We start from the raw sequence: 14850 nt of genomic DNA on the forward strand, positions 1-14850 counted from the left end.
GTGTACCTGGCTTCAGTTACGTATTGCTAAGGTTAATACATGCTCCTGTTGTTGGGGAGGCAGCACCTATAATAAAATTTCAATAGGACGATTAGCGGGCCAGAATATAAAAAAGCAATTGTTGCTATGCTTAAAGCAAAAGGACATGAAGTAACTAACTATGGTACAGATTCTGAGGATTCTGTAGATTATCCAGATTTTGGTCATCCAGTTGCTACAGATATCACTGAAGGTAAGGCAGATTTTGGAATTGTTATTTGCGGAAGCGGAAATGGAATTGCAATGACTGTTAATAAACATCCGAAAGTGAGAGCTGGTTTATGTTGGACTAAAGAAATTGCGGTTTTAACACGTTTGCACAATGATGCTAATATTATTAGTATTCCAGCGCGTTTTACATCGATTCCACAAGCTGTAGAAATGGTTGAAGCATTTTTAAATACTGAATTTGAAGGTGGAAGACACCAAAATAGAGTAAATAAGATTGCTTGTCAGTAAACAAGTCAAAAAAACGGGTGCTTCGCACCTATAAAATAGTAAGCCGGGCGGATTTTTTTAATTCATCCGGCTTTTTTTATGTTTAATTAGTTGATAAATAAGTGTTTGCATAGTTGTTAACAACATAAAAACAACTCGTTTATTAATTGACTCTATAGGCAAAACAACGCTTTTTAGATTGTAATTACCAAGGACAGTTCTACAATTTTATTATAATAACAATGTTAACAATGAATATACCAGAAACAATATAAGCAAATATTTAAAAATGTTAGATTTAATTATTTGATAAATAAGTATTTATGGAGTTATTAACAACATAAAAACAAACTCATTTATTATTTGATTGTATAGGTAAAACAGCGTTTTTTAGATTGTAATTATCAAGGGCAGTGCTACTATTTTTTTAAATGAGAATCTTAATGATAAATATACCAGCAATAGTATAATAAAATCTTTTAATGTTGAATTTAATTAGTTTATAAATAAGTAGTTATGTAGTTATCAACAATATAAAAACAGCACTATTTATTAATCAATTCTATGGGTAAAATAACTCTTTTTAGATTGTGATTATCAAGGACAGTTCTACTATTTTATAATAAAAGAAGATTTGCTGATTTTATTTCTTTATAATAACAATATTAATAATGAATACAACAGAAGTAGTATAAGTAAATCTTTAAAAATGTTGAATTTAATTATTTGATAAATAGGTATTTATATAGTTGTTAACAATGTAAAAACAAAACTATTTATTCGTACTTACTATAAACCAAGCAAGAGTTTCAGTATCATTGTAATAAATAAACATAAGGAGAGCAATTACTATCTGAAGGAAAATAATTCCTGTATATTTTATAATAAAAGAAGGTTTACTCGTTTTATGTTTAAACAATAGCATTGCTAGTAACAATCCTAATGTACCGCCAAGAGCAGTTATTGCAAACAATGTATTTTCGGAGATTCTACGTTTATGTTTGATTGCCAAATATTTATCATATCCAGCTAAAATAAAGGCAATACTATTTACGATAAAAAAATAGGGTAATAAAATTTTCATTGGCTTAAAATTAAGAACAAAGATATTATTTTAGCAGAATTATTGATTAATTTACTATTTCATTTTAATAAGTAAATTATATCAATTTATAATTAAGAAATTATTTCATAAAAAGCATGACTAATATTCAATTCATTGCGAAGACTGTTCAAACAGCAGCAATAAACATTCAAAACACAGTTAAATTACTAGAGGAAGATTGCACGATTCCGTTTACTTCTAGATATCGAAAAGATACAACTGGAAATCTTGATGAAGTTGTAATTGAGCAAATTGCAAAACTTCAGAAAGATTATGAAGTTATTGTAAAACGTAAAGAAGCAGTTTTAAAATCGATAGAAGAACAAAAGTTACTTACTCCAGAATTAAAGCAAAAAATTGAACAAAGTTTTGATTTACAAGAGATAGAAGATTTTTATCTTCCTTTTAAAAAGAAGAAGAAAACCAAAGCTGATGTAGCGCGTGAAAATGGACTTGAGCCGTTGGCTAAGATTATCATGTCGCAAGGTAATGACGATGTTGATTTTATTTCGACACGATATATTAATGATAATGTTATTAATGAAGAAGCAGCTCTACAAGGTGCTCGTGATATCATTGCTGAATGGATCAATGAAAATATATATGTTCGTAAGCAATTACGTAGATTATACCAACGCAAATCGACAATTGCAACTAAGGTTGTAAAAACTAAAAAAGATGATGAGAATGCGCAAAAGTTTAATCAGTATTTTGATTGGTCAGAGCCATTAACAAAAGCGCCTTCACACCGATTATTAGCAATGCTTCGTGCTGAAAACGAAGGATTTGTAAAAATGAAAGTTGAGGTTGATATTGATGAAGCCTACGATGTTATTGATGAATTAATCATAAAAGGTCAAAATAATACAACACCACATATACAATTAGCTATTGAAGATAGTTATAAACGGTTGTTGAATCCTGCTATAGGAAATGAAACTTTGCAAGAAGCCAAAGCCAAAGCTGATGCCAATTCTATTCAGGTTTTTGCTAATAATCTAGGACAGTTATTATTGGCACCACCATTGGGTGAAAAGCGAATTCTCAGCCATTGATCCAGGGTTTAGAAGTGGTTGTAAAGTGGTTTGTCTAGATGAAAAAGGCGATTTGTTATACAATGAAACCATTTACCCACATGCACCACAACATGAAGATGCTATGGCGATGAAAAAAATTCGCTCTATGGTAAACTCTTATAAAATAGATGCAATTTCTATTGGTAACGGAACGGCATCTAGAGAAACGGAGTTTTTTATTAAAAAAATTGCATTTGACAAACCAGTTCAGGTTTTTATCGTTTCTGAGGCAGGGCTTCGGTATATTCGGCATCTAAAATGGCTCGTGATGAGTTTCCTAATTATGATGTTACTGTGCGAGGATCAGTTTGCTCTCGGGAAGCGACTTTCGGATCCGTTGGCCGAATTGGTAAAAATTGATCCTAAAGCTATTGGAGTAGGACAATATCGGCATGATGTGATCAATCAAAATTAAAAGAAGAGCTGGATAATACCGTAATTCGTTGCGTTAACTCGGTTGGGATAAATATTAATACAGCGAGTAAACATTTGCTAAGTTATGTGAGTGGAATGGGAGGAAAAGCTGCCAAAAAACATTTTACAATATCGCTCAGAAAACGGTCCTTTTGAAGATCGTAAACAGTTAAAAAAAGTGCCTCGTTTAGGCGATAAGGCGTATCAACAAGGAGCTGCTTTTATTAGAATTACAAATGCTAAAAATCCGTTGGATAATTCGGCAGTACACCCTGAAGCATATGGAATTGTTGAAAAAATGGCCAAAGATTTAAAACTAACGGTTAATGATCTTATTGCTAATAAAGAACGTACAGCTTTAATTAAACCAGAGAATTATATTACGCCAGAAATTGGTTTATTGACATTAAAGGATATTATTAAAGAATTAGAAAAACCAGGTTTAGATCCTAGAAAATCGGCTAAGGTTTTTGAATTTGATCCGAATGTAAAAAGCATAAAAGATGTAAAAACCGGTATGATTTTACCAGGAATTGTTAATAACATCACCAACTTTGGTTGTTTTGTTGACATCGGTGTTAAAGAAAGCGGTTTGGTTCACATTTCCCAGCTTAAAGCAGGTTTTGTAAGTGATGTAAACGAAGTGGTAAAACTACACCAACATGTTGATGTAAAAGTAACTGAGGTTGACGAAGAGAGAAAACGTATTCAGTTGACGATGATATTATAAAACAAGAAATTCCAAATCCCAATAATATTTTACTGGGATTTGGAATTTATACAACCTATATAATTTATTAAATAAATTAAGCTGGTTTATCTTCTTCTTTTTCTTTCTTATCAGCTGGCTGATCATTGTCTTTAGCGGCGTTTTTGAATTCTTTAATTCCACTACCTAAACCTTTCATTAATTCTGGAATTTTTTTACCTCCAAAAAGTAATAAAACAACTGCTAATATAATAAGGATTTCTGTAACACCTAATCTTCCCATGATTGAATAGTTAATTGCCGGAGCAAATTTGTATATAATAAAGGCAAAGGTATACAGAATTAGTTAATATGAATTAGTTTTACTATAAAATATTTATTTTTAATCACGTTAAATATTTTATAAAATGCTATTTCAAAGGCTATCCTATTTGTATTTTGACCGTTTTATCAACACTATTAATTATTATATTTGTCAATTAAAGTACCACAATGACCGAGAAAAGACTAAAACGAATTAAATTCCGAAAAAGATTATTTGTCAAAAACCGATTGGTTATTTTGAATGAGGATACATTTGAAGAGATCTTCTCTTTCAAGTTGAATCTTATGAATGTTTTTGTAGTTGCGACATTAGGTGCTATTTTTTTAATATTAATTACCACATTTATAATCGCTTTTACACCATTACGTGAATTTATACCAGGATATTCATCAACGGAATTAAAAAGAAATGCTACTGAATTGGCTTTAAAATCAGATTCATTAACGGTTGCATTAAAGAAAAATGAAACTTATATTAAAGCGATTCAAAAAGTCTTAACTGGCCAATTAGAATATGCTAAATTTAATAAAGATTCTATCTTGTCAAGTATTGATGTAAAAGAGGAAGATGTGAATTTAGCTCCTTCTAAAGAAGAATTAAAATTGCGTGAAGAAGTGGCAAACGAAGAAAAAAAAGAAAACACTAGTTCTGTAAAAAAGAATAAAAGTGATAAAAAACAAAAATAAAGAATGTCTATAAAATCAGTCGCTGCAAAATTATTTGCCAGCAAAATTTATAATAATACGCAGACTTGGGCTAAGAAACCTATTGAAACTCAACAGAAAGTTTTTAAAAGTTTAATAAAAGCGGCAAAAGATACTGAGTTTGGAAAAGACCACCATTTTGATAAAATAAAGACGTTTGAAGATTTTAAAAAGCAAGTACCTGTAAGAGATTATGAAGATTTAAAATCATATATAGATAAAGTACAATTGGGTGAAAAAGATATTCTTTGGAAAGGGAAACCACTTTATTTTGCTAAAACATCTGGAACTACTTCGGGAGCAAAATATATTCCGCTTACCAAAGAATCCATGCCTTATCATATTGAAGCTTCTCGAAATGCAATTTTACATTACATACATGAAACTGGAAAAACAGATTTTGTAGATGGAAAAATGATTTTTTTACAAGGAAGCCCAGAATTGATTGAGAAAAATGGAATTAAACTAGGACGATTATCTGGAATTGCAGCTCATTTTGTTCCAAAATATCTTCAAAAGAACCGCATGCCATCTTGGAAAGCCAATTGTATTGAGGATTGGGAAACTAAGATTAATGCAATTGTCGAGGAAACAATAGATCAGGATATGACTATTATTTCTGGTATTCCATCTTGGGTGCAAATGTATTTTGAACGTTTAGAAGAAAGAAGCGGAAAGAAAGTCGGGGATTTATTCAAAAACTTTAATCTCTTTATTTACGGTGGAGTTAATTACGAACCCTATCGCGCAAAGTTTGAAAATCTGATAGGAAGAAAAGTAGATAGTATTGAGTTGTTTCCAGCTTCAGAAGGTTTCTTTGCTTATCAGGATTCTCAAAAATCAAAAGGAATGCTCTTATTATTGAATTCTGGAATCTTTTATGAGTTTATAAAAGCAGAGGAGTTCTTTAGTGAAAATCCAAAGAGATTAACAATTGGAGAAGTAGCGTTAGGAGTAAATTATGTTTTGATTATATCTACAAACGCAGGACTTTGGGGGTATAATATTGGAGATACGGTGCAGTTTACTTCTTTATATCCGCATCGTGTAATTGTTTCGGGAAGGATCAAGCATTATATATCGGCATTTGGTGAACATGTTATTGGCAATGAGGTAGAAAATGCAATGAAAACTGCTATGGAAAATACCAATGTTAGAATTAATGAGTTTACTGTTGCACCACAAATTAATCCGACAGAAGGATTACCATATCATGAATGGCTAGTAGAATTTGAAAATGAACCAGAAAACATGGTAACTTTTGTAGAAGCAATAGATGATGCCATGCGAAAACAAAATATTTATTACGATGATTTAATAACTGGAAATATTTTGCAGAAAGTGGTAATAACCAAAGTTGCTAAAAATGGCTTTCAGGAATATATGAAATCACAAGGAAAATTAGGAGGACAAAATAAAATACCGCGACTGTCTAATAATAGAGATATAGCAGACGCATTAAAAAAAGAATAAAACTTAAAAAGTTTAAAAATATAATTAGAATGAAAGAATCAAAAAACATTTCGAGATCACGAGCACAAGAATCATCAGCTGCTATTGAAAAAATGTACATTACAATGCGCCATTTGTTTAATAGAGGTTTCTATAAACCAATGGGAATTTCGGGCGATACATTACGTGAAGCTTTATTGGCTTTACGACCAGAAATTTATGGAAATATTGCCGATGAAAAAGTAGAACTTAACGGACTTTTATATGTTATAGAAAGGCTTCCGATAGGAATTGAAGAATGCCGTTACATCAATTTGACTTCAGATGAAGGGTATTCTAAGTCACATTTTCAAGCAATTGTTCCTCCAAAAAGAAGAAGAAATTGTTATAGAATTGATGAGGAACAAATGAATGTAGAAATTACTCGTGGACGTTCAGATATCTATGATATTTTGACCCACTTGACTTTTATTTTCATTGAATCTCATAAAATTAGAAATAGAGTTTTATTAGATGATGGAGGTGAAGTTTCACGTGATTGGTTAAAATTGGAGTTAGCAGTAATGCAAACAAAAAAGTTACCACTTATAGAAAAAGAAAAGGCAATATCGCATGTTGCAAATATCTTAGGAAGAACATTTGAAGAAGTTCTTAATATTTATGATGCTTTTGGGTCAGAATCTGAACCAGATCGATTTTTGCATGTTATTTATTGGTTAGGTAAACTAGCAATTGAAGAAGTTGTTGAAAATAATAAACGAACAATCACATTTAGTCCTATTTTAGAGAGCGTTTAGGACATCATATTCATGGAGAAATTTGGGCAACGAACATCAAGGAGGTTTTAAAGGCAAATTCGCTTTTAGACCGTCCTATTCACGTAATAAGTGCTAATATGCACAGTGTGATGAATTCTATCTTTGCTACACCTTTGTTGAAAGCTAAGTTCAAAGACAAGTCTGATTTCTTTATTTATGAAGAGCTAAGTAAATCGGGAGCAACAATTCGTAAAGACGTTGAAGCACTTGCATTGAAAAATGGAATGATTTCTTTACCTGATACTTCAGGTACTAACATCGATGTGCAAATTTTTGATACTGCTAAGATTGATTGGGCTAAAACGGCATTTCCTAAAGCTGATTTAGACGATAAGAAACCAGTAATAATTGTTATGGATTATGCGTTTGGAGAGCAAGCTTATGAAACCATTGATGAGTTATTAAAACCATTTAAAAAAGAAACACTTCTTAACGTAAAATCGGTTTCGATTATGGGTAAAGCAGGGATTCTAGAAGGAGGAAAAGGAGATATCATGATTCCGACAGCACACATAAATGAAGGAACTGCTGATAACTACTATTTTGAAAATGAGTTAACAGGAGCAATGTTTGAAGGAAATGATATTGCAGTTTTTGAAGGGGCTATGGTTACTGTATTGGGAACTTCGTTACAGAATCGAGATCTATTAAAATTCTTCCATGAATCTACTTGGGGTGTTATCGGTCTTGAAATGGAAGGCTCATATTATCAAAAAGCAATTCAATCAGCTTCAAAAATCAGAAAAAGTGTTCCACATGATATAAAAGTAAGATATGCTTATTACGCATCAGATAACCCACTAGAAACAGGAAGTACTTTGGCTTCTGGAGGATTAGGAACAACAGGGGTTAAGCCAACTTATTTGATTACGATTAAAATTCTAGAGCAGATTTTTAACGTAAAATAATAGCTTTAGCATACAAGGGCACATAAGTGCCCTTGATAAAATAAAAATAGATTTGCGATTGATGTTATCGCAAAGATTAGATTACAATATTTTAAAGAATGTAATTTATAAATTGAATTACATTTGTCACATACAAAAAATACAATGAAAAGAATACTTATTACAGGAGCAGCAGGTTTTTTAGGTTCACATCTTTGCGACCGTTTTATAAAAGAAGGTTATTATGTTATAGGAATGGATAATTTAATTACTGGTGATTTAAAAAACATTGAGCATTTATTTAAACTTGAGCATTTTGAGTTTTATCATCATGATATCACAAAATTTGTACATGTTCCTGGAGATTTAGATTATATACTACATTTTGCTTCACCAGCAAGTCCGATAGATTATTTAAAAATTCCAATCCAAACCTTAAAAGTGGGTTCATTGGGTACTCATAATTTATTAGGTTTAGCACGAGTAAAGCAAGCAAGAATTTTGATAGCTTCAACATCCAAAGTTTATGGAGATCCATTGGTACATCCACAAACAGAAGAATATTACGGAAATGTAAATACAATAGGGCCGCGTGGAGTTTATGATGAAGCAAAACGTTTTCAAGAATCTATCACAATGGCGTATCATACTTTTCACGGTGTAGAAACCAGAATAGTGCGTATTTTTAATACTTATGGACCAAGAATGCGACTTAATGATGGTCGTGTAATTCCAGCTTTTATCGGCCAGGCACTTCGTGGAGAAGATTTAACTATTTTTGGAGATGGTATGCAAACCCGTTCATTTTGTTATGTAGATGATCAGGTAGAAGGTATTTTCCGATTGTTACATTCTGATTATGTTTATCCAGTTAATATTGGAAATCCAGATGAAATTACTATAAAAGATTTCGCAGAAGAGATTATAAAACTTACTGGAACAAATCAAAAAGTAGTTTATCACCCATTACCGATTAATGATCCATTACAACGACAGCCAGATACTACAAAGGCAAAGCAATTGCTTGGTTGGGAAGCAAAAGTTAATCGAGCAGAGGGTATGAAAATCACATATGATTATTTTAAGTCCCTTTCTAAAGAAGAGCTATCGAAAGAAGAACATAAAGATTTTTCAAATTATATAAGGTAGATGCGAACAAAAACAGGAAGATATTCAGGTTATATTAGGCCTTTCTCATATTTGATAGATTTAATTATCATTAATCTATTTGCGGTTTATATAATTGATTTTCCTGTTCACAAAATTGTATTTCCTTTAGCTTTAAGCTTTGCTTGGGTTTCTATTGCTGTACATTTAGGTTTTTATGAGGTATATCGATATACTAAAGTAATTGCAATTTTAAACTGTGCATTTAAGCAATATGTTTTGTTTAGTTTGGTAGTTTTTGCATTAGCTTTTTTTATTCGAAAAGAATAAGTTTGTTTTCAGTAGTTGTATTTATTAGTTCCTCTTTTTTGGTGATATTAACCATTAAATTTTCTATTTATTTTTTCCTGAAAAAATTCAGAGTACTATATGGAGGTAATTTCAGACGAGTAGTATTAATTGGGAATAGTAAGAGCGTTGCTCCTTTGCAAAATTTTTTTACTGATAATTTAGATTATGGATATAAGCTGATGCATATATTTGATATTGGGAGTGAGAAAAAATGCCAAATTAATCAAATGAAAGATTTTGTTTTATTAAATAGAATAGATGAAATGTATTGTTCTATGATTGATTTATCGCAACAACAAATGAGAGACCTTATTTATTTTGCAGATAATAATTTGAAGACATTAAAGTTTATTCCAGACGATAAACAAATATTTTTCAGAAATTTTATGTTCGAATATTATGATTATATACCTGTTCTTAAGTTAAGGAATATTCGGCTAGATGATAATTTTAATAAAGCAGTTAAGCGTGTTTTTGATATAGTTTTTTCTACTATAATTATACTTGGAATACTTTCGTGGTTAATACCAATTATAGGAATTTTAATAAAATCAGAAACAAAAGGGCCCATTTTTTTCAAGCAAAAAAGGAATGGATTGAATAATAAAGAGTTTTATTGCTATAAGTTTCGATCGATGAAATTGAATGATGGAGCACATATAAATCTGGCTTCTAAAAACGATGAGAGAATAACAAAAATAGGTAAGTTTATTCGTAAGACGAGTATTGATGAGCTGCCACAATTTTTCAACGTTTTAATGGGGAATATGTCAGTAGTAGGACCAAGACCTCATATGTTAAGCGTAACGGAGGTTTATGCGCTTAAAATCAATAAATTTATGGTAAGGCATTTTGTCAAGCCAGGTATTACAGGATTAGCTCAAACGAGCGGGTTTCGTGGCGAAGTTGAATCGGATAAGGATATTATTAACCGAGTTAAATATGATATTTTTTACATGGAAAATTGGTCTATTTTATTGGATATAAAAATAATTTTTGATACGATTCGTAATACGCTAAAAGGCGATGATAAAGCATATTAATGGATTTAGTTTCTATTATAATTCCAACGTATAATTGCGAAAGATTTATTCATCAAACGGTGGAATCTGTTCAAAACCAAAGTTATCCTAACTGGGAAATTATTTTGGTTGACGATGCTTCGACAGATAATACAGTAACAATAATAAATAAATTTACTCAAGTTGATAATCGAATAAAGATAATCGAATTAGAAAAAAATTCAGGAAATGGTTTTGCTAGAAATGTAGCTTTGGATAAAGCAAATGGGAGGTATATAGCATTTCTTGATGCTGATGATCTATGGTTTCCCTTAAAATTAGAAAAACAAATAAAGTTCTTAAAAGATAAGAATTTGCCTTTTACGTTTAGTTTTTACGAGTGGATTGGTGAAGAAGGGAATGTTTTAAACAAAAAGATAGAAGCTCCACTAAAATTGACTTATCAGGAATTGTTTTTTTGTAACTATATAGGTAATTTAACTGCAATCTACGATGTTGATTTTTTTGGAAAAATTACAATTGAAGCTACTCAAAAAAGACAAGATTGGCGCTTATGGCTCACAATTTTAAAGCAAATCAAAGAAGCAAAACCTGTTCCTGAATCTTTGGCTTATTATAGGATAAGAAAAGATTCAATTTCATCTTCAAAGTTTAAATTGATAAAGCATAATTTTGGTGTTTACAGGCGATTTCATGGATTTAATTTTATGGTTTCATGTATTTATATGACTCGATTTTTGTTCACACAATTGGTTATTAAGCCAAGATATATAAAGAAAGTTTAGTATTTTTTAAGGTCGAAAATTGCGACCTTAAAGAATTATTTCTTATATCCAATTTTTACTCTTTCGCTTTCGTCTTCTTTTTTCTCAGTGAGTTCATCTAAATAAGAAAAGACCAATTCAATATTTTTATCATGATTCTCTAATTTCTTTTGAATCTGCAGAATATCAACTTTAATTTCGGTTGTGTCCAGAAGCATTTGTCTTACTTTCGTGAAAATACGCATGATTTGGATATTAGTTTGAATTGCTTTATCACTTTTTAGGACACTTGATAGCATCAAAACACCATGTTCTGTGAAAGCAAAAGGTAAATATTTTAAGTTAAATCCTCTGCCATTCTTCAAGGTCGCAATTTGCGACCTTGAAGAATTATACTCAACTTCAGTTAGTTGAAACATAAAATCTTCGGGAAATCTAGAGATATTTCTTTTTACTTGTTCGTTTAATCGTTTTGTTTCTATTCCATAAAGGATTGCTAAATCACTATCCAACATTACTTTTTGGTTGCGGATAAAGTATATTTTGTTTGAAATAGTTTCTTCAGAAAGCAGAGATTGATCGTCCATGAGTTTTAATTAAAAAACAAATGTAAGATTTTATTTATATCAAAAATAAGAATTAAACTGTTTTAGTTTGCCTCGATTGGTTCTTTCTAAAACTGTTTTTCGGGTAAAAGTGAAGTTTAAATTAGGCTCCAAATAATGAACAATTGCAGTTTTAATTTTATCAATTTGGTTAGTATTTAATTCTTTTTCAGATACATATTCAATTTCAAAAGTATCGATTTGAGTTTGTTTGATGATAAACTCTTTTACATTTCCATCGTCTTCGATAATACTTTTGGTAACATAATAAAAGGTTAAGCCAGGTGATTTTTTCCCACTAGGTAATAACGCAATATCATTGGTTCTGCCAATAAGTTTTTTAAGGATTGGTTTTTGTAATGTGCTTTTTTCATCCAGAATCCCCATGTCGCCAATATCATATCTAATAAATGGATGCGCTTTGTTAAATAATGAAGTAATTACAATCTTGCCTTCAGTTCCATTGGGAACAGGTTGATTATTTTCATCCAGAATCTCGACAAAAAGAGTTTCGGTATTTATTTGCCATTTTCCTTTAGGGTTTTCAAAAGCAATTAAATCAAGTTCAGAGGCTCCATATTCATTAACAACAGGAATCCCCAATTGCTTCTTCAAAAGAATTTTATCAGATTCAAAAAGCATTTCTGAAGTAACAAAACAAGCTTTTAATGTTGGACAGATATCTTTTAAGACGATGTTTTTCTTTTCTAAAAACTTAGCAAACAAAACAATCGAACTTGTGTAACCGTTGAGGTAATCGAATTTTTTTGTTTGAAATTTTTGTAAAAACTGTTCCAAAACAATATCTGATAAATTAAAAATTGGAAAGCGATAGCGGTTACTAAAAAAATCTTTTAAACGTTCTTTTCTGTTTCCAATAAAATCCATTGGAATTCCATAAAAACGCGCCTGATACGAAGTATTAAAATTTATTCCGTGCCAACCAAAACGCATACTATTTGAAGCCCAGGTTAAGGCATGACAATATTTATCTTTGGCAAAAACAAAAGGAGTTCCGCTTGATCCAGAGGTTTTGTTGAGGTAAACGTTTTTTATAGAATAACCTTTAGATAGCCTTTCAGAAAGAGGTTTTTGTAAATTCTGTTTGTTCAAAACAGGTAAATCATTCCAGTTTTTGGTATTTATACAACCAGCCAATGATTTGTAAAACGGATTGTTTTGCAAATGATAAGCAACGATCTCCTCTTTTTTTATGCTGAATAAATAGAGCATGTTCTTCTTCAGAAAATTGAATGATGGTATCCAATTCAGCTTTAGCTTCCTTAATCGGGAATCCATTTATAAGAAGAGAAAGATCAAAAAGTCGAAGCATTTGGAGCATAAATTTTATCAAAAATAATACTTACCAACAACTAAAAATCAAGAACCAACAACTTTTTAAAAATTAATTCTGTTTTAAGGTTAAAAGCAATTATTTTTGCACCACAACTAAATACAACTATACAATGACAATTTTACTATTGGGTTCAGGAGGAAGAGAGCATGCATTTGCATGGAAAATGATTCAAAGTCCGCTTTGCGATAAACTTTTTGTGGCACCAGGAAATGCTGGAACAGCAGGTATTGCTCACAATGTAAACATTAGTCCAACCGATTTTGAAGCAATAAAAACCTTAGTGCTTCAGGAAAACATAGGTATGGTTGTTGTTGGACCCGAAGATCCATTGGTAAAAGGGATTTACGATTACTTTAAAAATGACGAAAGTTTAAAACATATTCCGGTTATCGGGCCATCAAAATTAGGTGCACAACTTGAAGGAAGTAAAGAGTTTGCTAAAGAATTTTTGATGAAACATAAAATCCCAACAGCAGCTTACGATAGTTTTACTGCAGCAACTGTAGAAAAAAGGATGTGAGTTTCTAGCAACATTGCAACCTCCATATGTTTTAAAAGCAGATGGTTTGGCAGCAGGAAAAGGAGTTTTGATTATTCAAGATTTAGAAGAAGCTAAAACGGAATTAAGAAACATGCTTGTTCATGAAAAATTTGGTGCAGCGAGTTCAAAAGTGGTTATCGAAGAATTCTTAGATGGTATCGAGCTAAGTTGTTTTGTATTAACGGATGGTAAAAGCTATAAAATACTTCCTACTGCAAAAGATTACAAACGTATTGGAGAAGGTGATACAGGATTAAATACAGGCGGAATGGGAGCAGTTTCTCCAGTTCCTTATGTTGATGCTGTTTTAATGGAAAAAATCGAAACACGCATCGTTAAACCAACAATCGAAGGTTTCCAGAAAGACGGAATCGAATATAAAGGTTTTGTGTTTATTGGATTGATAAATGTTAATAATGAACCAATCGTTATAGAATACAATGTAAGAATGGGTGATCCAGAAACTGAAGTTGTAGTTCCGAGATTAAAAACTGATTTAGTAGAATTGTTCTTGGCTGTAGCCAATGAAAAATTAGATACAATTTCTCTAGAGGTAGATCCAAGAAGTGCTACAACAATTATGGTTGTTTCAGGAGGTTACCCAGAGGATTTTGAAAAAGGAAAAGTAATTTCTGGATTAGAGACTATTTCAGATTCTATTGTTTTTCATGCAGGGACAAAGTTAGATAACAACAATGTGCTAAGTAATGGAGGAAGAGTTTTGGCAGTGACTTCGTATGGAGACAACTTTCAAGAGGCCATAAAAAAATCTTATCAAAACATAGACAAGCTAAATTTTGATAAGATGTATTTTAGAAAAGATATTGGCTTCGACTTACTTTAAAAAAGAGTGAGCCGTAGTATCTTGATTTTCTGTTCCGGCTGCATCAAAAATGCGTAATTGTTTAATCCAATATACCATTGCAGCTGCACAGATAATCATGAAAATCCAATTAATTGTATTAGCACCAAACCATGATACAAGTTCTAATGAACGTAAAAAATCAAGTGGAGCAAATAAAATGTTTACGAATAAGTACTGTATTCCTTCAAAAAAAGCTGTCATAATTTATAAAATTATTTTGTTATTTATTGTTTTGTAACGCATTGAAGTTATAAATCCCGATAATCAGAAT

11 protein-coding genes and 4 pseudogenes are annotated in these 14850 nt (G+C 31.2%); 10 read left to right on the forward strand and 5 right to left on the reverse strand.

Features of this window, described 5'->3' with window-relative positions:
- Window positions 1–90: 90 nt before the first annotated feature.
- The gene (locus AC1RYN_RS05365; RefSeq protein WP_481806147.1) at window positions 91–498 is read left to right on the forward strand and encodes an RpiB/LacA/LacB family sugar-phosphate isomerase; all 408 of its coding nucleotides are present in this window, start codon (window positions 91–93) and stop codon (window positions 496–498) included.
- A 751-nt stretch (window positions 499–1249) separates the two neighbouring features.
- Here AC1RYN_RS05365 and AC1RYN_RS05370 read toward each other — a convergent pair.
- Window positions 1250–1561, reverse strand: coding sequence for a DUF1294 domain-containing protein (locus tag AC1RYN_RS05370; protein WP_481806129.1), 312 nt, complete (start codon window positions 1559–1561; stop codon window positions 1250–1252).
- Between the two features lie 116 nt (window positions 1562–1677).
- Here AC1RYN_RS05370 and AC1RYN_RS05375 point away from each other — a divergent pair.
- Window positions 1678–3802: pseudogene (locus AC1RYN_RS05375) on the forward strand (Tex family protein).
- 76 nt (window positions 3803–3878) lie between these two features.
- Here the strand turns inward: AC1RYN_RS05375 and AC1RYN_RS05380 are convergent.
- The gene (locus tag AC1RYN_RS05380; protein WP_481806130.1) at window positions 3879–4064 is read right to left on the reverse strand and encodes a Sec-independent protein translocase subunit TatA/TatB; all 186 of its coding nucleotides are present in this window, start codon (window positions 4062–4064) and stop codon (window positions 3879–3881) included.
- Between the two features lie 209 nt (window positions 4065–4273).
- Between AC1RYN_RS05380 and AC1RYN_RS05385 the strand changes: the two genes are divergently transcribed.
- The 7 genes and pseudogenes from AC1RYN_RS05385 (at window position 4274) to AC1RYN_RS05415 (ending at window position 11232) form a co-directional block, all read left to right on the forward strand.
- Window positions 4274–4792, forward strand: coding sequence for an alpha-crystallin domain-containing protein (locus AC1RYN_RS05385; RefSeq protein ID WP_481806131.1), 519 nt, complete (start codon window positions 4274–4276; stop codon window positions 4790–4792).
- Between the two features lie 3 nt (window positions 4793–4795).
- Window positions 4796–6283, forward strand: a complete 1488-nt coding sequence (locus tag AC1RYN_RS05390; RefSeq protein WP_481806132.1) for a GH3 auxin-responsive promoter family protein — start codon at window positions 4796–4798, stop codon at window positions 6281–6283.
- A gap of 29 nt (window positions 6284–6312) precedes the next feature.
- A pseudogene (locus AC1RYN_RS05395) lies at window positions 6313–7988 on the forward strand (DUF6909 family protein).
- Window positions 7989–8132: 144 nt separating this feature from the next.
- Window positions 8133–9116 (forward strand): UDP-glucuronic acid decarboxylase family protein, encoded by a 984-nt coding sequence (locus AC1RYN_RS05400; protein WP_481806133.1) that lies wholly within the window; start codon window positions 8133–8135, stop codon window positions 9114–9116.
- A complete protein-coding gene (locus AC1RYN_RS05405) occupies window positions 9117–9404 on the forward strand; it encodes a hypothetical protein (protein ID WP_481806134.1) in 288 nt (95 codons plus the stop codon). It begins immediately after the preceding gene.
- A gap of 2 nt (window positions 9405–9406) precedes the next feature.
- Complete coding sequence (locus tag AC1RYN_RS05410; RefSeq protein WP_481806135.1) at window positions 9407–10468, forward strand: exopolysaccharide biosynthesis polyprenyl glycosylphosphotransferase; 1062 nt, start codon at window positions 9407–9409, stop codon at window positions 10466–10468.
- Window positions 10468–11232: a glycosyltransferase family 2 protein gene (locus AC1RYN_RS05415; protein WP_481806136.1), complete on the forward strand. Its 765-nt coding sequence runs from the start codon at window positions 10468–10470 to the stop codon at window positions 11230–11232. The genes AC1RYN_RS05410 and AC1RYN_RS05415 overlap by 1 nt, the downstream gene beginning before the upstream one ends.
- Window positions 11233–11267: 35 nt before the next feature.
- Here the strand turns inward: AC1RYN_RS05415 and AC1RYN_RS05420 are convergent, their stop codons facing one another.
- Both AC1RYN_RS05420 and AC1RYN_RS05425 read right to left on the reverse strand, forming a co-directional pair.
- The gene (locus AC1RYN_RS05420; protein WP_481806137.1) at window positions 11268–11798 is read right to left on the reverse strand and encodes an ORF6N domain-containing protein; all 531 of its coding nucleotides are present in this window, start codon (window positions 11796–11798) and stop codon (window positions 11268–11270) included.
- Between the two features lie 39 nt (window positions 11799–11837).
- Window positions 11838–13149 (reverse strand): annotated as a pseudogene (locus tag AC1RYN_RS05425) (phenylacetate--CoA ligase family protein).
- Between the two features lie 133 nt (window positions 13150–13282).
- On the opposite strand from AC1RYN_RS05425, the pseudogene purD reads away from it, so the two are divergent.
- Window positions 13283–14558 (forward strand): annotated as a pseudogene (purD, locus tag AC1RYN_RS05430) (phosphoribosylamine--glycine ligase).
- Here purD and AC1RYN_RS05435 read toward each other — a convergent pair.
- A complete protein-coding gene (locus AC1RYN_RS05435) occupies window positions 14550–14780 on the reverse strand; it encodes a DUF6341 family protein (RefSeq protein ID WP_264286587.1) in 231 nt (76 codons plus the stop codon). The pseudogene purD and the gene AC1RYN_RS05435 sit on opposite strands and share 9 nt — an antisense overlap.
- Window positions 14781–14850 lie beyond the last annotated feature (70 nt).

The organism is Flavobacterium sp. TC780, assembly GCF_056783245.1.